The sequence below is a fragment of the Nonomuraea africana genome, assembly GCF_014873535.1.
Taxonomy (GTDB): domain Bacteria; phylum Actinomycetota; class Actinomycetes; order Streptosporangiales; family Streptosporangiaceae; genus Nonomuraea; species Nonomuraea africana.
Genome location: NZ_JADBEF010000001.1, coordinates 8,893,637 through 8,912,811 on the forward strand (window position 1 = coordinate 8,893,637; position 19,175 = coordinate 8,912,811).

General features: G+C 70.3%; 17 protein-coding genes. 10 read left to right on the forward strand and 7 right to left on the reverse strand.

Translation table 11 applies throughout. From position 1 onward, the window contains the following. Positions 1-14 precede the first annotated feature (14 nt). On the forward strand, positions 15-2,168 hold the full coding sequence (locus H4W81_RS42565; protein WP_192779979.1) for an acyl-CoA dehydrogenase family protein: 2,154 nt from the start codon (positions 15-17) through the stop codon (positions 2,166-2,168). Between the two features lie 89 nt (positions 2,169-2,257). On the opposite strand, the gene H4W81_RS42570 is transcribed toward H4W81_RS42565, so the two are convergent. Further along, positions 2,258-2,686 (reverse strand): hypothetical protein, encoded by a 429-nt coding sequence (locus H4W81_RS42570; RefSeq protein WP_192779980.1) that lies wholly within the window; start codon positions 2,684-2,686, stop codon positions 2,258-2,260. A gap of 201 nt (positions 2,687-2,887) precedes the next feature. Between H4W81_RS42570 and H4W81_RS42575 the strand changes: the two genes are divergently transcribed. Together H4W81_RS42575 and H4W81_RS42580 are read left to right on the forward strand one after the other, a co-directional pair. Beyond that, positions 2,888-3,334, forward strand: coding sequence for an SDR family oxidoreductase (locus tag H4W81_RS42575; RefSeq protein ID WP_318782425.1), 447 nt, complete (start codon positions 2,888-2,890; stop codon positions 3,332-3,334). A gap of 5 nt (positions 3,335-3,339) precedes the next feature. Further along, complete coding sequence (locus H4W81_RS42580; RefSeq protein ID WP_192781372.1) at positions 3,340-6,483, forward strand: BTAD domain-containing putative transcriptional regulator; 3,144 nt, start codon at positions 3,340-3,342, stop codon at positions 6,481-6,483. Here H4W81_RS42580 and H4W81_RS42585 read toward each other — a convergent pair. Both H4W81_RS42585 and H4W81_RS42590 read right to left on the reverse strand, forming a co-directional pair. Then, positions 6,467-6,649 carry a hypothetical protein gene (locus H4W81_RS42585; protein WP_225959055.1) on the reverse strand — a complete coding sequence of 61 codons (183 nt, stop codon included), beginning with the start codon at positions 6,647-6,649 and terminating at the stop codon, positions 6,467-6,469. The genes H4W81_RS42580 and H4W81_RS42585 overlap by 17 nt on opposite strands. 67 nt (positions 6,650-6,716) lie before the next feature. Further along, on the reverse strand, positions 6,717-7,190 hold the full coding sequence (locus H4W81_RS42590; protein WP_192779981.1) for a GNAT family N-acetyltransferase: 474 nt from the start codon (positions 7,188-7,190) through the stop codon (positions 6,717-6,719). A 250-nt stretch (positions 7,191-7,440) separates the two neighbouring features. Between H4W81_RS42590 and H4W81_RS42595 the strand changes: the two genes are divergently transcribed. After that, positions 7,441-8,547 (forward strand): NAD(P)H-dependent flavin oxidoreductase, encoded by a 1,107-nt coding sequence (locus H4W81_RS42595; protein ID WP_192779982.1) that lies wholly within the window; start codon positions 7,441-7,443, stop codon positions 8,545-8,547. Positions 8,548-8,675: 128 nt separating this feature from the next. On the opposite strand, the gene H4W81_RS42600 is transcribed toward H4W81_RS42595, so the two are convergent. Together H4W81_RS42600 and H4W81_RS42605 are read right to left on the reverse strand one after the other, a co-directional pair. Next, positions 8,676-9,485 (reverse strand): crotonase/enoyl-CoA hydratase family protein, encoded by an 810-nt coding sequence (locus H4W81_RS42600; RefSeq protein WP_192779983.1) that lies wholly within the window; start codon positions 9,483-9,485, stop codon positions 8,676-8,678. 320 nt (positions 9,486-9,805) lie between these two features. Beyond that, positions 9,806-10,447, reverse strand: a complete 642-nt coding sequence (locus H4W81_RS42605) for a class F sortase (RefSeq protein ID WP_192779984.1) — start codon at positions 10,445-10,447, stop codon at positions 9,806-9,808. A gap of 415 nt (positions 10,448-10,862) precedes the next feature. On the opposite strand from H4W81_RS42605, the gene H4W81_RS42610 reads away from it, so the two are divergent. Genes H4W81_RS42610 through H4W81_RS42630 form a run of 5 tightly spaced genes read left to right on the forward strand, consistent with a single transcriptional unit; the run spans position 10,863 to position 17,049 of the window. Then, entirely contained in the window at positions 10,863-12,392 is a 1,530-nt protein-coding gene (locus H4W81_RS42610; RefSeq protein ID WP_192779985.1) for an acyl-CoA synthetase, read from the forward strand. Beyond that, positions 12,382-13,290, forward strand: coding sequence for a Zn-ribbon domain-containing OB-fold protein (locus tag H4W81_RS42615; protein WP_318782426.1), 909 nt, complete (start codon positions 12,382-12,384; stop codon positions 13,288-13,290). Before H4W81_RS42610 ends, H4W81_RS42615 begins: the two co-directional genes overlap by 11 nt. Then, positions 13,290-14,306, forward strand: a complete 1,017-nt coding sequence (locus H4W81_RS42620; RefSeq protein WP_192779986.1) for a lipid-transfer protein — start codon at positions 13,290-13,292, stop codon at positions 14,304-14,306. Before H4W81_RS42615 ends, H4W81_RS42620 begins: the two co-directional genes overlap by 1 nt. Continuing rightward, positions 14,306-15,454 (forward strand): thiolase domain-containing protein, encoded by a 1,149-nt coding sequence (locus tag H4W81_RS42625; RefSeq protein ID WP_192781374.1) that lies wholly within the window; start codon positions 14,306-14,308, stop codon positions 15,452-15,454. The genes H4W81_RS42620 and H4W81_RS42625 overlap by 1 nt, the downstream gene beginning before the upstream one ends. Before the next feature lie 11 nt (positions 15,455-15,465). Then, the gene (locus tag H4W81_RS42630; RefSeq protein ID WP_192779987.1) at positions 15,466-17,049 is read left to right on the forward strand and encodes an acyl-CoA synthetase; all 1,584 of its coding nucleotides are present in this window, start codon (positions 15,466-15,468) and stop codon (positions 17,047-17,049) included. Positions 17,050-17,057: 8 nt separating this feature from the next. Here H4W81_RS42630 and H4W81_RS42635 read toward each other — a convergent pair whose 3' ends face one another. Then, a complete protein-coding gene (locus H4W81_RS42635) occupies positions 17,058-17,696 on the reverse strand; it encodes a LysE family translocator (RefSeq protein ID WP_192779988.1) in 639 nt (212 codons plus the stop codon). Between the two features lie 42 nt (positions 17,697-17,738). Then, positions 17,739-18,602 carry a LysR family transcriptional regulator gene (locus H4W81_RS42640; protein ID WP_192779989.1) on the reverse strand — a complete coding sequence of 288 codons (864 nt, stop codon included), beginning with the start codon at positions 18,600-18,602 and terminating at the stop codon, positions 17,739-17,741. Between the two features lie 63 nt (positions 18,603-18,665). Between H4W81_RS42640 and H4W81_RS42645 the strand changes: the two genes are divergently transcribed. Continuing rightward, positions 18,666-19,175 (forward strand): cysteine dioxygenase family protein, encoded by a 510-nt coding sequence (locus H4W81_RS42645; protein ID WP_225959056.1) that lies wholly within the window; start codon positions 18,666-18,668, stop codon positions 19,173-19,175.

Below are 19,175 nucleotides of genomic sequence, written 5' to 3' on the forward strand. Positions count from 1 at the left end.
ATAGGAGGCATGTGATGGCGATCGGGTTGAGCGAGGAGCACGAGGCGCTCCGCGAGTCGGTGGCAGGCTGGGCGGAGCGCAACATCTCCGCCGAGGTCGTGCGCGCCTTCGAGGGCGGGCGTCCGCCGTTCTGGGCGGGCCTGGCCGACCAGGGCCTGCTGGGCCTGCACCTGCCCGAGGAGTTCGGTGGCTCCGGGTACGGCCTGCTGGAGGCGGCCGTGGCCGTCGAGGCGCTGGCCGAGCGCATGGCTCCGGGCCCGTTCGTGCCGACCGTGCTGGCCTCCGCGGTCATCGCCGCCTCGGGCTCCGACAAGGCGCGCGCCGAGCTGCTGCCCGGGCTCGCCGACGGCTCGCTGACCGCCGCGGTCGCCCTGTCGGCCGACCTGACCGGCGACTCGTTCGCCCTCTCCGGTACGGCGCAGCCCGTGCTCGGCGGCGCGATGGCCGACGTGCTCGTGCTGCCCTTCGGCGGCGCCTGGGTGGCCGTCGACGCCTCACAGGTCCAGATCGAGGAGGTCAGGTCGCTCGACCTCACCAGGGCCGTGGCCAAGGTGACGCTCGACGCGGTGACCGTACCCGAGGGCAGGGTCCTCGGCGAGGTCGACGTGAAGCACCTCGCGGCGATCATCCTGGGCGCGGAGGCGACCGGGCTGGCGGCCTGGTGCGTGCGGGCGGCCGCCGACTACGCGAAGGTGCGGGAGCAGTTCGGGCGCCCGATCGGGCAGTTCCAGGGCATCAAGCACAAGCTGTCGCGCATGCTCGTGGCCCTGGAGCAGGCGCGGGCCACGGTGTGGGACGCCACCAGGGCCGCCGGCGACGAACTCGCCTACGCCGCGGCGATCGCCGGCGTGATGGCGCCCGACGCCGCCGTGCAGTGCGCCAAGGACGCCATCCAGACCTTCGGCGGCATCGGCTACACCTACGAGCACGACGCGCACCTCTACTACCGCCGGGCGCTCACCCTCAGGGCGCTGCTCGGCTCGTCGTCCTCGTGTGCGGCCGAGGTCGCCGCCCACGCCCTGGCGGGCGTGCAGCGGCCGATGGAGATCGACCTGCCCGACTCGGCCGCCGAGCTGCGCTCGTCGATCGCCGCCGAGATCGCCGAGATCGCCCAGCTCTCGGGGGCCGAGCAGAAGCGGGCGCTGGCCGACCGCGGATTCGTGATGCCCCACCTGCCCAAGCCGTGGGGGCGCGACGCGGGCCCGTTGGAGCAGGTGCTCATCCAGCAGGAGCTCAAGGCCGCGGGCGTCAAGACCCCCAACATGATCATCGGTGCCTGGGTGGTGCCCTCCATCGTCGCCTACGGCACGCGAGAGCAGCAGGAGCGCTTCCTGCCCAAGACGCTCAGCGGCGAGACGATCTGGTGCCAGCTGTTCTCCGAGCCGGGCGCGGGCTCCGACCTGGCCTCGCTGCAGATGAAGGCCACGCGGGTCGAGGGCGGCTGGACGCTGTCGGGCCAGAAGATCTGGACCTCCGTCGCGCACGTCGCCGAGTGGGGCATCTGCATCGCGCGCAACTCCTCCGCCGGCTCCAAGCACGAGGGCATCACCTACTTCCTCGTCGACATGAAGTCGCCGGGGGTGACGGTCAGGCCGCTGACCGAGATGACCGGGGAGAACCTCTTCAACGAGGTCTTCCTCGACGACGTCTTCGTGCCCGACTCGCTGGTCGTCGGGCAGGTGGGCGAGGGCTGGAAGGTGGCCCGCAACACGCTGTCGAACGAGCGCGTGTCGCTCTCGTCGGGCTCGGGCGGCACCGGAGCCTCGGTGCCCGACCTGCTCGGGCTGGTGTCGCGGCTGGGCAGGCCGCTCACCCCGGCGGAGGAGCAGGCCGTGGCCGCGGTCGTCTGCGAGGGGCACTCGATCAACGCGCTGTCGCTGCGGGTGACGCTCAAGCAACTCGCGGGTGCCGAGCCGGGGGCGGACGCCTCGGTGCGGAAGCTGCTGTCGACCTCGCACGCCCAGCACGTGTCGGAGACGGCCGTCGACCTGCTCGGCGCCGCGGCCGTGGTGGCGGCCGACATGAAGCTGGGCGACGCCGGCTACTGGAACAGGGCGGTGCTGGCGACCAGGGCGATGACCATCTACGGCGGCACGACGGAGGTGCAGCTCAACATCATCGGCGAGCGCATGCTCGGCCTGCCCAGGGACCCTGAGCCCGGCAAGTAAGGCCTTCTCATCAAGCCGGGCCTTCGCGATGAAGGCCCGGCTTGACGGCTGTCCGGCGTCCGTGCCCGGCTGGATCTTGTGAGCGGCGTTCAGGACGAGGTCGCGTGCCCGGGCCCGGCGGCGTCGAGGGCTCCGGTGATCTTGCGGGCCATCTCCGCCATGGTGGGGCTGGGCTCGCCCTGGTGGGTCCGGGCGGCTGCTTCGATGGCGACGATGACGGTGCTGCGGAAGTTGTCGGCCTCTGCCGGAGCCTGCTTCTTGAGCAGGCTCATGGCCGCCGTCAGGGCCGGCAGCACCTGGTCGGCGAGTTCGGCCACGGACTTGCCGTACTTCACGCCCTTGGGCGCCTTGGTGACCACGTGCCCGACCAGACCGGTCGAGGAGGTCAGGGCGATGGAGCCGTGGGTGGCGACCTTGTGGGCCGAGCCGGCGGCACCAGCGGCGGACATCAGCGAGACGGCGCCCCACGCCGCGGTCCGCAGGGTGAGCTTGTCCTGGTCGGTAAGGGTGATGGACATGGTGGCGTGCTCCTTTGAATCTGTTACGAAATTCGATTGAACGGACGGATGGTGGAACGCGGGTCCTGGTGGTGCCCGCCCGAGGCCGCAATGGCTGAACCGTTCATGGCATCCACCATCGCCGACCGCTCTGATACCGGGCCGTCGCCGTGCTGACGCGGCCGCTGACACGACACCGCATCTCGCTGGTCAGGCGAACGTGTGGGATATTCGGCGGATGCTACGGCGACCCTCTGCAACAACGCGGGCATCCAGATTCCGCCCAGCGATGCCGCCGACGAACCCGCCGACAGGTTCGAACGCGTCAACGCCTTCAGCCTGCGCGGTGTCCGGGCCGGCATGAAGCACGAACTGCGGCACATGCGCGCACAAGGCAGCGGAGCCGACCGCTCCTCCCTCGGCGGGCTCGTTTCGGCATCCCCCGGCCGTGCCTCCTATCCCGCCTCCAAACACGGAGTCATCAGCCTGACCAGCGGCGCCGTCCTCGAATACGCCCCGCGCAACATCCGCATCAACGCCGTCTGCCCCGGCACCATCGACACCCCCATGGTCAGCGTCGTGATCGCCAAGGAGAGCTCGACCGCGCCGAGGCCGAAGCCAACCAGCCCAGCAACCGGCTCGGGACGTCGCCACGGTTCGGCACAATGACTGATGTGAGAGTCGGATTGCTCGGACCGTTCGAGGTCAGGAACCGCGATGGGGCCGTGGTGGAGGTTCCTGGGATTCGGCTGCGCGCGCTGCTGGCCGCACTCGCCCTCGAACCTGGCCGGATCGTCACGCGTGCGAGGCTGGTGGACTGGATTTGGGGGCAACGGCCGCCCGCGGACGAAGTGAATGCCGTGCAGGCGTTGGTGTCCAGGCTGCGCAGGGTGTTGCCGGACGGTGTGATCGAGGCGGAGTCCGGCGGCTACCGGCTGGCCGTGGCTCCTGACGCCGTGGACGTGTGCCGGTTCGAGCACCTGGTCGGCCAGGCCCGTGCCGCCGAGCCTGCGGCGCGGGCGGATCTGCTGCGCTCGGCCTTGGCATTGTGGCGCGGTACGGCCATGGCGGACATCGCACTGCGAGACAGCGATGCGTTCGACGCCGCTGTCGCACGTCTGGACGAACTCCACGTCGCCGCGCTCGGGGATCGGGTGGATGCGGACATTCGCCTCGGCCGTGGCTCGGAGCTGGTCTCCGAGCTGACCGAGCTGGTCGCCGCGTATCCACTGCGGGAGGGGTTCGTGGCGGCCTTGATGCGAGCGCTCGCCGAGGCGGGGCGTGGGAATGAGGCATTGACCCTCTTCCAGCGGACACGCGAGCTGCTCGCTGAGGAGCTGGGCACCGATCCGTCGGCCGAGCTTTCCGCGCTGCACACCGCGTTGCTGCGGGGCGAGCTGGGCGAACGGGCGGAGAACCGCAGGACGAACCTGCGCGCCGAGCTGACGAGTTTCGTCGGCAAGGACGGTGACGTCGGCGCGGTCGCCGGTCTGGCCATCAATCACCGGCTGGTCACCTTGACGGGGGCGGGTGGCTCCGGCAAGACAAGGCTGGCCACGGAGGCCGCGCGGACGATGCTCGCCGAACTGCCGGATGGGGCCTGGCTGGTCGAACTGGCCGCGGTGCAGGCAGGCGGTGAGCTGGCGCAGGCCGCCCTTACCGCGATCGGCCTGCGTGACCAGGCACTGCTCGGTGACGCGCGGGGTGGGGAACCGATGGATCGGCTCATCGCCGCGCTCCGGGAGCGCGCGATCTTGCTGATCCTGGACAACTGCGAGCACGTGATCGAGGCGGCAGCGGCATTCGCGGATCGGCTTCTGGGGGAGTGCCGGAGGCTGCGGGTTCTGGCCACGAGCAGGGAACCGCTCGGTATCACCGGGGAGGTGCTGTGGCAGGTCGAGCCACTCGCGCTGCCCGCGAAGGGAGCGGACCCCGCCGAGGTCGGGTCCTCGCCAGCGGTGCGGTTGCTGCGGGACCGCGCGGGTCTGGTGCGCAAGGACATCGGCTCCGACGCGCACACCTTGTCGGCCATGGCGCGGATCTGCCGGGCGCTCGACGGGATGCCGCTGGCGATCGAACTGGCCGCGGCACGACTGCGCACCATGTCCGTCGATCAGTTGGCGCGTCGGCTCGATGACCGCTTCCGGCTGTTGACCAGCGGGAGCCGTACGGCGCTTTCCCGGCACAAGACGCTGCGCGCGGTCGTGGACTGGAGCTGGGAGCTGTTGACCGAGGCCGAACGTGGCGTGCTGCGGCGGTTGTCGGTGTTCTCCGGCGGGGCGAGCCTGGAAGCGGCAGAACGGGTGTGCGGGGACGAGGCATTCGCCGGGGAGCAGGTGCTCGACCTGCTGACGGCGTTGATCGAGAAGTCGCTGCTGCTCGCCGACGGCGAGGACACGCCGCGCTACCGGATGCTCAACACCATCAGGGAGTACGCGGGACACCGGCTGGCCGAAGCCGGGGAGAGCGAGCCGGCGCGCCGGGCGCACCTTGCCTACTTCACCGAGTTGGCCGAGACGGCCGAGCCGTACCTGCGTCGGGCCGAGCAGTTGGAATGGCTGGCCACGCTCGAGGCCGAGCACGACAACATCAGTGCGGCCCTGCGCGGGGCGATCGCCGAGGGATGGGCCCAGGAGGCGATGCGGCTCGTCGCGGCCGTGGGCTGGTACTACTTCCTCAGCGGGCACAGGACCGAGGGCACCGAGTTGAGCATCGCGGCGGCCTCGCTGCCCGGTGAGGTCTCCGATGAGACGCGGGCGATGGCGTACGCCATCGTGACCATATTCGTGACCTCCGGGCCCGGCCGCGATCAGTACCAGGCGCGGGAGTGGATCCAGGAGGCGCACCGGTTCATCCAGCGCAGCGGGTATCGCAACCCGCTGCTCGGGTTCGTCGCGCCGCTGGAGCGGATGCTGCAGGAGCCGACGGGGTTCCTGCCCGCGTTCGAGCCGCTCATCGCCGACGACGATCCGTGGGTGCGCGCGCAGGCCAGGCTCACTCGTGGCCGACTGCGGCTCACGCTCGGCGGCGACGAGACCGACGTGGACATCGACGCCGACATCGCCCTTGGCGAGTTCCGCACGCTGGGTGACCGGTGGGGGATCTCGTTGGCGCTGACCTTCCTGGCCGATCGGCTCGCCATGCGCGGCGAGTTGGCACGCGCGTGTGAGCACTACGAAGAGGCGGCTGTGGCGCTGACCGAGGTGGGCGCGACCGAGGACGTGGTCGTCCTGCGGGCGCGGCAGGCTCAGCTGTACTGGCTACTCGGCGATGAGCGATCGAGCACGTCCGCCATGGCAGAAGCGCAGCGGTACGCGGACGGGATCGCCTGGCCGGACACGCTTGCCGAGCTGGAGCTTTCGAAGGCGCAGCTGGCGCGCTGGCGCGGCGAGCCGGACAAGGCACACCAGCACCTGGCCACGGTGCGGGCGATGCCCGGCAACGAGGAACTCAGCGAATTGGCCCGCGCCAGGACCATGGATCTGTACGGCTACCTCACCGAGGATCTCGACAAGGCCCGCGCGCATCGGACCGAGGCGTTCCGCGCGGCTGTGGCGACGACGTATCCACCGCTGATCGCCGAGGTGTTGATCGGGATCGCGGATCTCGCGCTACGCCAGGGACAGGACGAGCAGGCCGTGCAACTGCTCGCGGCAAGCGACGGCGTGCGCGGTACGCCGGATCGTTCGCAGCCGGACTTTTCCAGGATCACAGCGGAAACGCGAGATCGCCTCGGTGAAACCGTGTTCACTGAGGCGACCCGTGCCGGCCGGGAGCGGGATTGGCGTGAGCTGGCCGAGATCACGCTCGCTTCGTGAACGTCGCGCGCGCCCACAGGTAGCCGATCAGCGCGAGCCCCACGCACCAGGCGATCGCCGTGATGGTCGAGCTCGCCGACGGCGCGCCGGTCAGCAGCCCGCGCAGGGTTTCGATGATCGAGGTGAACGGCTGGTACTCGGCGAATTGCCGCGCACCAGTGCCCATCTTGTCGGCCGGTACGAATGCGCGCCGTAGATGCTCGAGCAGGATCGACGAACCACGGTGCTCGCCGTTACGAGGGATTCGTCAGATCCAGCACCCCGACCGTCTGGCCTCCGCTCTCTTCACCTGTGGGCTGGAATCCGAGCTTCCGGTAGAAGCCCGCAGGCCCATCCTCCCCCGGCTCCCACGTGACATACATCCGCGTGCCACCGCGCCGCCTGACTTCAGCGGCCACTGATTCGACGGCGAAGCGACCGACCCCACGTCCCTGCGCGTCGGGGGTCACATTGAGCCGCCACAAGCCGGACCGGAAGTCGATCCCCTTGCCGTCCCAGTCGATATCGAGGAAGGCCATGAGGAAGCCCACGGAATGGTCGCCGTCGACGATGAGGCGTGGCCAGGCCACCTCTGGATGAACGTAAGCCTCGGCCAGCGACTTCGCCACCGGTGAGACGAAGCGCTCTTGGTCGGGGTGGACTTTCACGGCGAGAGCCATCTCGATGTTGGCGGGGGTAATAGGTGCAAGGCGGAGACTTTCAGACATGCGAGAACCCTATGGGCTGGACGCGCAGGGCCTCGTGCGGACGATGCCTCAGGGCGTGGTCGGGCATGTCGGCCGCAGTGATGAGGAAGGTGCCGGGACGCCAGTTCTCGACCGGGCCTTTGGGAGCAGCCGGCCTCGGCAGCTGGTGCTTGATGGCGTCCGCGCGGGCGCCCCTGGATCGCCCGACCGACGAAGGATTCTAGAGTAGAACACGTTGCAGTTTGGCCGGGCGCGATCGTATCGTCGGGCCATGCGGACACGAGTGACCGACATGTTCGGCATCGAGTTGCCGATCTTCGCCTTCAGCCACTGCAGGGACGTCGTCGCGGCAGTCAGCCGCGCTGGCGGGATGGGCGTCCTCGGCGCCCTCTACTTCACCCCTGGGGAGCTCGAGATGGAGCTCAAGTGGATCGACGACCACGTGGACGGCAGGCCGTACGGCGTCGACGTGGTCATGCCCGCCTCCTACGAGGGAGCCGACTTCGCGCCCGAGGAACTGGTCTCCCGCCTGCAGGGGATGATCCCCGAGGGGCACCGGAAGTTCGTCGAGGACCTGCTGGCCAGTCACGGCGTGCCCCGGCTGTCCGACGACGCCGACCCCGGCAAGGTGCTGCTCGGCTGGACCGACGCCACCGCCAGGCCGCAGGTCGAGGTGGCGCTGCGGCACCCGATCGCGCTGCTGGCCAACGCCCTCGGCCCGCCCCCCGCCGACGTCGTCGAGCTGGCGCACGCCAAGGGCGTCAAGGTGGCGGCACTGGCCTCCACCCCGCGCCACGCCGTGAAACAGGTCGAAGTCGGGGTGGACGTGGTCGTCGCCCAGGGCACGGAGGCGGGCGGGCACACCGGCGAGATCTCCACGATGGTGCTGATCCCGCAGGTCGTCGACGCCGTGGACGTGCCCGTGCTGGCGGCGGGCGGCATCGGCGGCGGCAGGCAGATGGCGGCGGGCATGGCGCTGGGCGCCGAGGGCGTCTGGACGGGCTCGATCTGGCTGACCGTCGAAGAGGCCGACACGCCTGAGCTGGCCAAGGCGCGCATCCTGGCGGCGACCTCCCGTGACACCGTCCGCTCGCGCAGTTGGACGGGCAAGCCCGCCCGCCTGCTCAAGAACGAGTGGACCGACGCGTGGGAGGCCGCCGACTCGCCCGGCACGCTGCCGATGCCGCTGCAGTTCATGCTGGTGTCCGGCGCGCTGCGGCGCATCGGCCGCTCGGACGCCGCCGAGCTGGCGACCTTCCCGGCGGGGCAGATCATCGGGACGATGAACCAGGTCAAGAGCGCACGCGCCGTGGTGTTCGAGATGGTGGAGGAGTATATCGAGGCCGTCGAACGCCTGGGCGGCATCACGGAGTCGTGAGTTCAGGCGTAACTCTCGATGTCGATCGAGGCCAGCCCCTTGAGTCCTTCTGTTGCGGAACTCCCGCTGAGTGATGATTTTCATCGCAGCCCCATCATCGCTCTCTGTGTCTCGCGGGGGCTGCGTCATCAGTGGCCGTGGTAGCGGGCGGGGCGCTTCTCTCTGAAGGCCCTTGAGCCCTCCTTGGCGTCCTCGGAGCCGATCACCGGCCAGCCGTACTCGTCGGAGACCTTCAGCGCCTCCGGCTCGGGCAGGCCGAGGGTGTCGCGGTAGGTGCGCAGGATCGCCTGGACGGCCAGCGGACCCGAGGCCGCGATGTCGTCGGCGAGCTCGCGCGCCACCGCCAGTGCCTGGCCGTCCGGGACGACCCTGTTGACCAGCCCCATCGCCAGCGCCTCCGCGGCCGTGACCGAACGTCCGGTGAGGAGCAGGTCCATGGCGTGGCAGTAGGGGATCTGGCGGGGCAGCCGGATGGCGCTGCCGCCCATGGGGAACAGGGCCCGCTTGGCCTCGAACAGTCCGAGCGTCGCCGACTCTCCCACCACGCGCAGGTCGGTGCCGACGAGCAGCTCGGTGCCCCCGGCGACCGCGTACCCCTCGGCGGCGCAGACGATCGGCTTGGTGGGCAGGTCCTCGCGCAGCAGGCCCTTCCAGTGGAAGTTGGCGATGGCGGCGGCCCTGGCCTGGACCTCGGGGTCGGTGGAGGGCGTGCCCATGGCCTTGAGGTCCGCGCCGGCGCAGAAGGTGCCGCCGGCGCCGGTCAGGATGGCGACGCGGACGTCCGGCTGCTCGGACACGTAGGCCCAGGCCGAGGCCAGGCCGACGAGCATGTCGGAGGAGAGGGCGTTCTTGGCCTCTGGCCGGTCCATGGTGACGATCACGACGTGGCCGTCGCGTTCGACACGGCAGTGGGGGGTGCTGATCGGAAGGACTTCCACGACGGCCTCCACAGGGTGTGAACCAAGCGCTTGCTAGTGCGATCCTCTCAGGCGGGAGGGGCGTGGGGGAAGTGAGGTTTCACAGTCGCCGTAGCGGCGGCCGGCCGGAGTCCCGCTGGGGACGCGCCTCCGGCGGACGGGACCACGCGCCCGCGGAGGCGCGAAACCGGCTTGCCGTAACGGGAGAACCCGCCAACCCCAAGACCACGCCAACCCCAAGACCTGAGCCCCCAGATCACGCGAGCCCTGCAGATCACGCGAGCCCGGAGATCACGCGAGTCCCGAGATCGCACGACCGCCCAGATGGCGAGATCCCATGGTCACGTGGGCGGGGTCAGGTGGGCGTAGATGATGATGTTGTCCTCGTAGTGGCCGGTGGTCGGGTCGAAGGCGCCGCCGCAGGTCACCAGGCGTAGTTCGGCCGAGTCCGTCGCGCCGTAGACCCTCTCCGTCGGGAAGGCGTCCTTGTCGGCCTGCTCCAGCGAGTCGACCGTGAACGTGGCCACCGACGCGTCCTTCCGCTTCACCGTGAGCGTGTCGCCCGGCTTCAGCGTGTGCGCCCGGTGGAAGACGGCGGGCTTGCCGTACCCGTCGACGTGGCCGAGCAGCACCGCGGGGCCCTTCTCGCCGGGCGTGGGCCGATGCGAGTACCAGCCGACCAGTCCGGGCTCGCTCAACGGCGGCACCTCGACGGTCTGGTCGGGGTTGAGCCCGACCGGCTCGATCGGGGCGTCCTTGACGCCGATCTCCGGGATCGACAGGCTGACCGGCTCCGACCTCGGCAGCGCGGCGGTCGCCTGGGAGAAGACAGGCCGCTCGTGGGCCGCGCCGATCGGCGAAGCGACGACGGTCCGCGCGTGCGCGGGCGCGGGCTCGCCGCGCAGCGACCCCGCGACGGCCAGGCCGCCGCTGAACAGCAGGACCGCCGCTCCGCCCATGGCCAGGGTGTTTCTGGTGCTCATGTTGCCCCCTAACGTCCGACGAGGGGTACGGCCCGCGGGCCGTACCCCTCAGAAGGTGGATCAGACCTGGTCGTCGGCCCTGCGACGGCCGAGGAAGGCCGCGCCGGCGCCGGCCACCGCAAGGGACTTGTCGAAGCGCATGATCTCCCAATCACCGAGACGGCGCGGGGTTCAGGAGACCCCCGGCTCGGGAACACGCCGTCTCGCGCGGAACATCATCTCGCGGCAAAAAGGTCAAAGAACCTAAAAGCGGATATAAAGCGATGTTCTTTGCCAAGTCTCTACCAAATAGATCAAACCGCTCATAAGAGACTTGCGTGACTCAAAATCAAGCGCTTGCTAGGGCTCGTCGTCCGGGTTAGTCTGCCAGGCAAACGAGAACAGGTTCTCGTTTGCCTGGTTCGAGGGAGTCCCCATGGGCACGCTCGGTTTCTGGAGGCTGGCGCAGGCCGATCCCGAGTGGATCGCCGCGGTCGACCCCGACGGCACCGAACACCGCGCGGGCGATCTGCTCGCCAGGGCCAATCAGCTCGTCCACGGCCTGCGCGAGCTCGGCCTCCGGCAGGGCGACGGCATCTGCGGCCTGGTGCCGAACGGCGTGGACGGCCTGGTCCTCTATCTCGCGGCCCTGCAGGCGGGCTGGTACTACACGCCGATCAACTGGCACCTGGCCGCGCCGGAGATCGCCTACATCGTGGCCGACAGCGAGGCCAAGGCGTTCTTCGCGCACTCCCGTTTCGCCGACGCCGAACCGCTGGTGGCGGGCGCGTCCTTCTCCTTCGGTGAGCTCCCGGGCTTCCGTCCGGTGGCGGAGCTGACGGACGGCCGCCCCACCTCCGCGCCGCCGGACCGTACGGCCGGCGCCACCATGCACTACACCTCCGGCACCACCGGCAAGCCGAAGGGCGTCAGGCGCAAGCTGTCCGGCCTCGACCCCGACGACGGCGCCGAGCTGATGACCTTCCTGCTCTCCCTGTTCGGCATCACCCCGGACAGGCCCAACGCGCACCTGGTCACCTCGCCGAACTACCACACCGCCGTCACCCAGTTCGGCGGCACGGCGCTGCACATGGGGCACACGCTCATCTACATGGACAAGTGGGACGCGGAGGAGACCCTGCGCCTCATCGAGCGCTACCACGTCACCAACTCACACCTCGTGCCGACGCATTTCAAGCGCCTGCTGGCGCTGCCCGAAGAGACCCGCGCCAAGTACGACCTGTCCTCGCTCCGGTGGATGATCCACGCCGCCGCGCCCTGTCCCGTTCCGGTGAAATGGGCGATGTTCGAGTGGTGGGGCGACTGCATCTACGAGTACTACGCGGCCACCGAGGGCGGCGGCACGATCGCCACCCCTGATGGCTGGAAGAAGCACCCCGGCACGGTCGGCACCGCCTGGCCGATCAGCGAGCTGCTGATCGTGGACGACGAGGGCGAGCCCGTTCCGACCGGCACGCCGGGCACGATCTACATGAAGATGATGGGCGTCGCCTTCGAGTACAAGGGCGATCCGGCCAAGACCGCGGCGAGCCGGCTCAAGGACTTCTTCACCGTCGGCGACATCGGCTATCTCGACGAGGACGGCTTCCTCTTCCTCTGCGACCGCAAGGCCGACCTGATCATCTCGGGCGGGGCGAACATCTACCCCGCGGAGATCGAGAACGAGATCATGGTCCACCCCAAGGTGGCGGACGTGGCCGTGTTCGGCATCCCCGACGAGGAGTGGGGCGAGCAGATCAAGGCCGTGGTCGAGCCCGCGCAGGGCGTCACCCCCGGCCCCGACCTGGCCGCCGAGATCCTGGCCTCGCTGGACGGGCGGCTGGCCAGGATGAAGTGGCCCAAGTCGATCGACTTCATCGAGGAGATGCCGCGCGAGCCGAACGGCAAGCTGCTCAAACGCAAGCTGCGCGCGCCGTACTGGGAGGGCCGCGACCGTGCCATCTGACCCGGTTTCAAAAGAGCTGACCGCAGATCACGTCCTGGAGTTCCCCGGCGGCTACACCAGGACGACGGGGCCGGTCATCGGCCGCTTCCTGACCGAGTTACGCGACGGGCGGCTCATGGGCGTCCGCACCACCGAGGGCAGAACACTGGTCCCGCCCCTGGAGTACGACCCGGCGACGGGCGAGCCGGTCACCGACGAGTGGGTCGAGGTCGGCCCGGCGGGTACGGTCACCGCGACGGCATGGGTCCACGAGCCGCGCGAGAGCCACCCGCTGGACCGCCCCTTCGCCTGGGCGCTGATCAGGCTCGACGGCGCCGACACCGCTCTGGTGCACGCCGTCGACGCGGGCAGTCCCAAGGCCCTGCCGCAGGGTGCCAGGGTGCGCCCCGTCTGGCGGGCCGAGCGCAGCGGCCACATCACCGATATCTCGCACTTCGTCCCCGAGGTGACGAAGATCGTCTCGCCGGTCAGCACCCGGTACAGGCTCACCGCCAGCCCCTCGCTGACCCGGTTCCTGGAGGGCGTGCGGGACGGGATCTTCATCGGCTGCCGCTGCGCCACCTGCGAGAAGGTCTACGTGCCCTATCGCCTGTCGTGTCCCGAGTGCGGCAATCCGATCTCCGAGGAGGTCGCGCTGCCCGACACCGGCACCGTCACCACCTTCGCGATCAACAACCTGCCCGATCCGCGCGCCCCCGAGGTGCCCTTCGTCTCCGCCTACATCCTGCTCGACGGAGCCGACATCCCGTTGATCGCCCTGGTGGGCGGGGTGCCCGCGCACGAGGTGCGGCAGGGCATGCGGGTGCGCGCCGAGTGGGTCCCGCCCGAGGAGAGAACGCTCTCGATGACCAACATCAGGTGGTTCACCCCCACGGGCGAGCCGGACGTGGAGCTGTGATGCGCGAGGTAGCCGTCGTCGCCTTCGCCCAGACCGAGCACACCGCGCACGACACGGGCCTGTCCGAGCCCGAGCTGATCGCCCCCGTCATCAGGGCGGTCAAGGAGAAGTCGGGGCTGTCGACCTTCGGGTTCACCTGCTCGGGCTCGTGCGACTACCTCGCCGGCGCGCCCTTCTCGTTCGTCTCCGCCCTCGACGCGCTGGGCGCCTGGCCGCCCATCTCCGAGTCGCACGTGGAGATGGACGGGGCGTGGGCGCTCTACGAGGCGTGGGTGCGCCTGCAGCACGGCGACGTCGACACCGCCCTGGTCTACGGGTTCGGCAAGTCGTCGCTCGGCGACCTGCGCACGATCATGACGCTGCAGCTCGATCCCTACTACCTGGAGCCCCTGGGACTCGACCAGCTCTCCTTCGCCGCGCTCCAGGCCGGTGCGCTCGGCGCGCCGAGGGCGGCGCTCGACGCCGTCGCCAGGCGCAGCCGCGAGGACGGCAGAGCCAATCCCTACGCCTTCGACCTGCCGCTGGAGGGGGGCCGCTCGGTCGTGGAGCCGCTGAAGGAATGGGACATCGCGCCCATCACCGACGGGGCCGCGGCGGTGGTGCTCGCGGCGGGCGACCTCGCCAGAGAGATCACCGCGAACCCCGCCTACATCAGGGGCATCGCGCATCGCATCGAGCCCCACTACCTCGGCATGCGTGACCTCACCCGGTCGGCCTCCGCCGCCGACGCCGCCCGCGCGGCGGGGGTCGGCAAGGCTCCCGTCGACCTCGCCGAACTGCATGCCTGCTTCAGCCACGAGGAACTCATCCTGCGCGAGGCGCTCGAGCTCCCCGAGGACACTGTGATCAATCCGAGCGGCGGGGCGCTGGCCGCCAACCCGGTCATGGCCACGGGGCTCATCAGGATCGGCGAAGCCGCCCAGCGCATCCTCGACGGGGCCGCCCGCCGTACCGTGGGGCACGCCGCCAGCGGCCCGTGCCTGCAGCACAACCTCGTCACCGTACTGGAGGCATGATGGGCAACCGCTGCGCGGTGATCGGCGTCGGGCAGACGCACTACACCACCAAGCGCAGGGACGTCTCCATCGCGGGGCTCGTGCGCGAGGCCGCGCTCAGGGCGCTGGACGACGCGGGGCTGACGTTCAAGGACATCGACGCGGTCGTCATCGGCAAGGCCCCCGACCTGTTCGAGGGCGTGATGATGCCCGAGTCCTACCTCGCCGACGCCCTCGGCGCGGCCGGCAAGCCGATGATGCGCGTCCACACCGCGGGCAGCGTCGGCGGGTCGACCGCGCTGGTCGGCGCGTCGCTCATCCAGGCGGGGGTGCACGAGCGGGTCCTCGTCGTGGCCTTCGAGAAGCAGTCGGAGTCGAACGCCACCTGGGCCCTGTCGACCCACCTGCCGTTCAACGCCTCGCTGGTGGTGGGCGCGGGCGGCTACTTCGCCCCCCACATCAGGGAGTACATGCGAAGGACGGGCGCCCCCGACCACATCGGCACGCTCGTCGCGGTCAAGGACCGGCAGAACGCGCTCAAGAACCCCTACGCCCACCTGAAGATCCCCGGGATCAGCCGCGAGATGGTCGAGTCCACGCCCATGCTGTGGGAGCCCATCCGCTACCTGGAGACCTGCCCGTCCTCCGACGGCGCGTGCGCGATGGTGCTCTCCTCCGAGCAGGCGGTCACCGGCAGGCCCGCCTGGGTCCACGGTACGGCGATGCGCTCCGAACCCATCTTCCGCGCGGGCCGCGACACCGTGAACCCGCAGGGCGGCAAGGACTGCGCGGCCGACGTCTACCGACAGGCGGGCATCGCCGACCCGCGCAGGGACCTCGACGTCGCCGAGGTCTACGTGCCCTTCTCCTGGTACGAGCCGATGTGGCTGGAGAACCTGGGGTTCGCCGCCGAAGGCGAGGGCTGGAAGCTGACCGAGTCGGGCGCCACCGCCCTCGAGGGGGACATCCCGTGGAACGCCTCGGGCGGCGTGCTCTCCTCCAACCCCATCGGCGCGTCGGGCCTCATCCGCTTCGCCGAGGCGGCGCTCCAGGTGCGGGGGATGGCGGGGGAGCACCAGGTCGACGGCGCCCGCCGCGCGCTCGGCCACGCGTACGGCGGCGGCGCCCAGTTCTTCGCGATGTGGATCGTCGGCAGCGACAAACCCTGAGGAGGGCCCCGATGGAGTTCAACCACGCCGACCTGTTCGAGGGACTCGCCGACGCCATCGGGGACCGCGTCGCGGTGATCTGCGGGGAGCGGCGGCTCACCTACGCCGAACTCGACGCGCACGCCAACCGGCTCGCCCATCACCTGCGGGAGCAGGGCGTGGGGCCGGGCGACCACGTCGGCATGCAGCTCTACAACGGCATCGAGTACATCGCCGCCATCCTGGCCACGCTCAAGCTCAGGGCGGTGCCGGTCAACGTCAACTACCGCTACGTCGAGGCCGAGCTGCTCTACCTCTACACCGACTCCCGCATCGTCGCCCTGGTCTACGACGTGGAGTTCGACGACAGGGTGGCGGCCGTCGCGCCCCGGGCGCCAGAGTTGCGCCACCTCGTCGCCGTGGGCGGCGCCTCGGCCATCGCGGCGGCGGTGCCGTACGAGAAGGCGCTGGAGAACCAGCCCGGCACGCGTGGCTTCGAGCCGAGGTCGGGGCAGGACGTCTACATCATCTACACCGGCGGCACCACCGGCATGCCGAAGGGCGTGATGTGGCACTCTGAGGACCTGTTCATGGGCTTCGGCGGCGGCAACCCGTACGGCGAGCCGCGCGAGAGCCCAGAGCAGGTGATCGAGGAGGCGGCCAAGGCCAACCCCATGGTCATGATGGCCGTCGCGCCGCTGATGCACGGGGCGACGCAGATGGCCACGTTCATCGCCTGGTGGATGGGGGCCACGATGGTCTACGTTCGCCGCTTCGACGCCGCCGAGGTGCTGAGGGCCGTCGAGAGGGAGAAGGTCGTCTCGATGAACATCACCGGCGACGCCATGGCGCGCCCGCTGGCCGACGAGATCGCCGTGGGCGACTACGACCTCGGGTCGCTGTTCGTGATCAGCTCGACGGGCGCCATCCTCACCGGCGCGGTCAGGGACCGCCTGCAGGAGCTGCTGCCGAACACGATGATCCTGGACAACTTCGGCTCGACGGAGTCGGGCTTCACCGCCTCGGGGGTGGCGGGCTCCTCGCCGGAGAAGGGCCTGCGCTACCAGCCCAACGCGAACTCCACGGCCAGGCTGGCGGTGCTGGACGAACGGCTGGAGCCGGTCAAGCCCGGCGTGCTCGGCACGGTGGCCAAGGCGGGCCGGATCGCGTTCGGCTACTACAACGACCCGGAGAAGACCGCGCGCACGTTCGTCACCGACGCGCAGGGGACGCGCTGGCTGCTCACGGGCGACCTGGCCACCGTGGCGGAGGACGGCACCATCAGCGTGTTCGGGCGCGGGTCGCAGTGCATCAACACCGGAGGGGAGAAGGTCTTCCCCGAGGAGGTCGAGGCGGTGCTCAAGGGCCATCCGGCGGTGTTCGACGCGGTGGTGACAGGGGTGCCCGACGACAGGTGGGGCACCCGGGTGGCGGCGGTGGTCGAGGCGCGCAAGGGGGTGCGGGTCACGCCGGAGGAGCTGGACACCCACTGCAGGAACAGCCTGTCGGGATACAAGGTGCCCAGGACCTACGCGTTCGTCGACGAGATGGTGCGCTCGCCCGCGGGCAAGGCGGACTACCGCTGGGCCAGGGAGCAGGCCGAGGCCCAGGGCTAGACCGGCGGTCAGGCCTTGGCGGGCTCGCCGGTGAACGCGGCGGCGGCGCCGAGGCCGAGGTAGACCACGCCGCTGCCGACGTCGAGACGGCGGCGGGCGCGGACCGAGCGGCGCAGCCGTCCCGACAGGGCCGAGGCGAGCAGGGCGTACGCGCCGTCGCTGGCGATCCCGAGGGCCATCCAGATCAGGCCGAGCACGATGATCTGCGGCGCGACGGGCCCGGCCGACGGCTGCACGAACTGCGGCAGGAAGGCGAGGAAGAAGATCGCGGTCTTGGGGTTGAGCACGTTGACCACGAACCCCTCCCAGAACACCCGCGAGCGCGAGTGGGTCACCAGCGTGGCGGTCTCGGCCTCGCCGGGCCCCGCCATGAGCTTGCGGACGCCGAGCCAGACGAGGTAGGCGACGCCGAGCCACTTGACGACGGTGAAGGCCGTCGCGCTGGCGGCCAGCAGCGCGCTCACGCCGAGCGCGGCGGCGGCCACGTGGACGATGGATCCGGTGTGGATGCCGAGCACCGACACGAGCCCGGTGGCCCTGCCTTGCGCGACGCTCCTGGTGACGATGAAGACCACGGCGGGTCCCGGCACGAGGAGGAGGGCCATGGTGGCCGCGCAGAAGACGGCGAGTGTCGCGAAGTCCGGCATGCTTCATAGTAGGAAGCCGCCTTCCTCCAGGACAACGCATTATCACCTGATGGACACCTGGAGGGCGTCCAGCAGCGCGGCGGTGGCGGGCGGCAGTGGCGGGGCGCCGTAGGTGGCCGCGTAGACATGGCGGGTGGAGTCCGGGATCTCCGTCACCGACACCCCCTGGTGCCGGTGCGCGCGCAGCGCCAGCCCAGGCAGGACGGTCACCCCCATCCCCGCCGCCACCAGCGCCTGCACGGCCACGATGTCGTCGCTGGTGAAGGAGATCGACGGCTCGAACCCGGCCTCGGCGCACAGCTCGAGCAGGTGGCTCCTGCACCGGTCGCAGCCCCCGATCCACCGTGAGTCCGCGTGCGCGGCCAGTGCGGCGGGGCCGTCGAGCGTCACCAGATAGCTCGGGTCGTCCAGCAGGTGGGTCATGCCGGTCCCCGGCTCCTCGGGCGCCGTGTCGTCGTACCTGAAGATCACCGCGACGTCCACCCTGCCCGCCCGCAGCAGCCTGAGCGCCTCCGGCGGCTCGGTCTCGGTGAGCGTGAGCCGGAGGCCGGGATGGGTGGTGGCCAGGCGGGCCGCGGCGGTGGGGATGAACGTGCCGAGCGCAGAGGGGAAGGCGGCCAGCCGCACGCGGCCCGAGCGCAGGCCGACGTGCGCGGCCAGCTCCTCCGCGGCGGCGTCGACGCGGCCGACGATCTCCTCGGCCCGATCGGCGAGCAGCTTGCCCGCCTCGGTGAGGCGGATGCCGCGGCCGACGCGTTCGATCAGCTTGGCCCCCGTCTCGGCCTCCAGCCTGGCCAGGTGATGGCTGATCGAGGGCTGCGAGTAGTGCAGCGCCTTGGCGGCCGCGGTGAGCGAGCCGGTGCGGGACACGGCGAGCAGGACTCGTAGCCGTGAGACATCAAGCATGTTGATAAATATGCCAAAAAACTTCTGTTGGACCTATTGATGCAGATGGAGCAGCGTGGAGACATGGACAAGCTGATCCGAGGAATCAGGGCCATCGTCGCCGAGCGGCTCGACCCGAAGCACACCGCGTTCGCCGTCGCCGACCTGATGAGAACCGACCTGCCGGGCCCCGACCTGCTGACCGCCGAGGAGCGCCGCGGCCACCCCGACCACTACGTCTCCACCGTGCGCCACGCGGAGAAGGACTTCTCGATCGTGACCGTGGTGTGGCGGCCCGGCCACGAGACGGTGATCCACGACCACGTGGCGTGGTGCGCGTTCGGCGTGCTCAGCGGGAACGAGTACGAGACCCTCTACCGCGACATGGGCGACCACCTGGTCGAGATCGGCCACGCCGACAACCCGCCCGGCGACGTCTCCGGGTTCGCGCCGCCAGGAGACATCCACAAGGTGCGCAACACCAGCGACGAGATCGGCATCTCGTTCCACGTCTACGGCGCCGACCTGAGCGCCCTGGGGACGAGCGTGCGCCGCGTCTACGACCTGCCCGTACTGGCGCCGACGCGCGCGTGA

Excerpts from the sequence above, each read along its gene's own strand:
- H4W81_RS42565 (WP_192779979.1), top strand. The coding sequence starts at position 15 with ATGGCGATCGGGTTGAGCGAGGAGCACGAGGCGCTCCGCGAGTCGGTG.
- H4W81_RS42570 (WP_192779980.1), bottom strand. The coding sequence starts at position 2,686 with ATGTCCATCACCCTTACCGACCAGGACAAGCTCACCCTGCGGACCGCG.
- H4W81_RS42585 (WP_225959055.1), bottom strand. The coding sequence starts at position 6,649 with ATGGGCACTGGTGCGCGGCAATTCGCCGAGTACCAGCCGTTCACCTCG.
- H4W81_RS42590 (WP_192779981.1), bottom strand. The coding sequence starts at position 7,190 with ATGTCTGAAAGTCTCCGCCTTGCACCTATTACCCCCGCCAACATCGAG.
- H4W81_RS42595 (WP_192779982.1), top strand. The coding sequence starts at position 7,441 with ATGCGGACACGAGTGACCGACATGTTCGGCATCGAGTTGCCGATCTTC.
- H4W81_RS42605 (WP_192779984.1), bottom strand. The coding sequence starts at position 10,447 with ATGAGCACCAGAAACACCCTGGCCATGGGCGGAGCGGCGGTCCTGCTG.
- H4W81_RS42610 (WP_192779985.1), top strand. The coding sequence starts at position 10,863 with ATGGGCACGCTCGGTTTCTGGAGGCTGGCGCAGGCCGATCCCGAGTGG.
- H4W81_RS42620 (WP_192779986.1), top strand. The coding sequence starts at position 13,290 with ATGCGCGAGGTAGCCGTCGTCGCCTTCGCCCAGACCGAGCACACCGCG.
- H4W81_RS42625 (WP_192781374.1), top strand. The coding sequence starts at position 14,306 with ATGGGCAACCGCTGCGCGGTGATCGGCGTCGGGCAGACGCACTACACC.
- H4W81_RS42630 (WP_192779987.1), top strand. The coding sequence starts at position 15,466 with ATGGAGTTCAACCACGCCGACCTGTTCGAGGGACTCGCCGACGCCATC.
- H4W81_RS42635 (WP_192779988.1), bottom strand. The coding sequence starts at position 17,696 with ATGCCGGACTTCGCGACACTCGCCGTCTTCTGCGCGGCCACCATGGCC.
- H4W81_RS42640 (WP_192779989.1), bottom strand. The coding sequence starts at position 18,602 with ATGCTTGATGTCTCACGGCTACGAGTCCTGCTCGCCGTGTCCCGCACC.
- H4W81_RS42645 (WP_225959056.1), top strand. The coding sequence starts at position 18,666 with ATGGACAAGCTGATCCGAGGAATCAGGGCCATCGTCGCCGAGCGGCTC.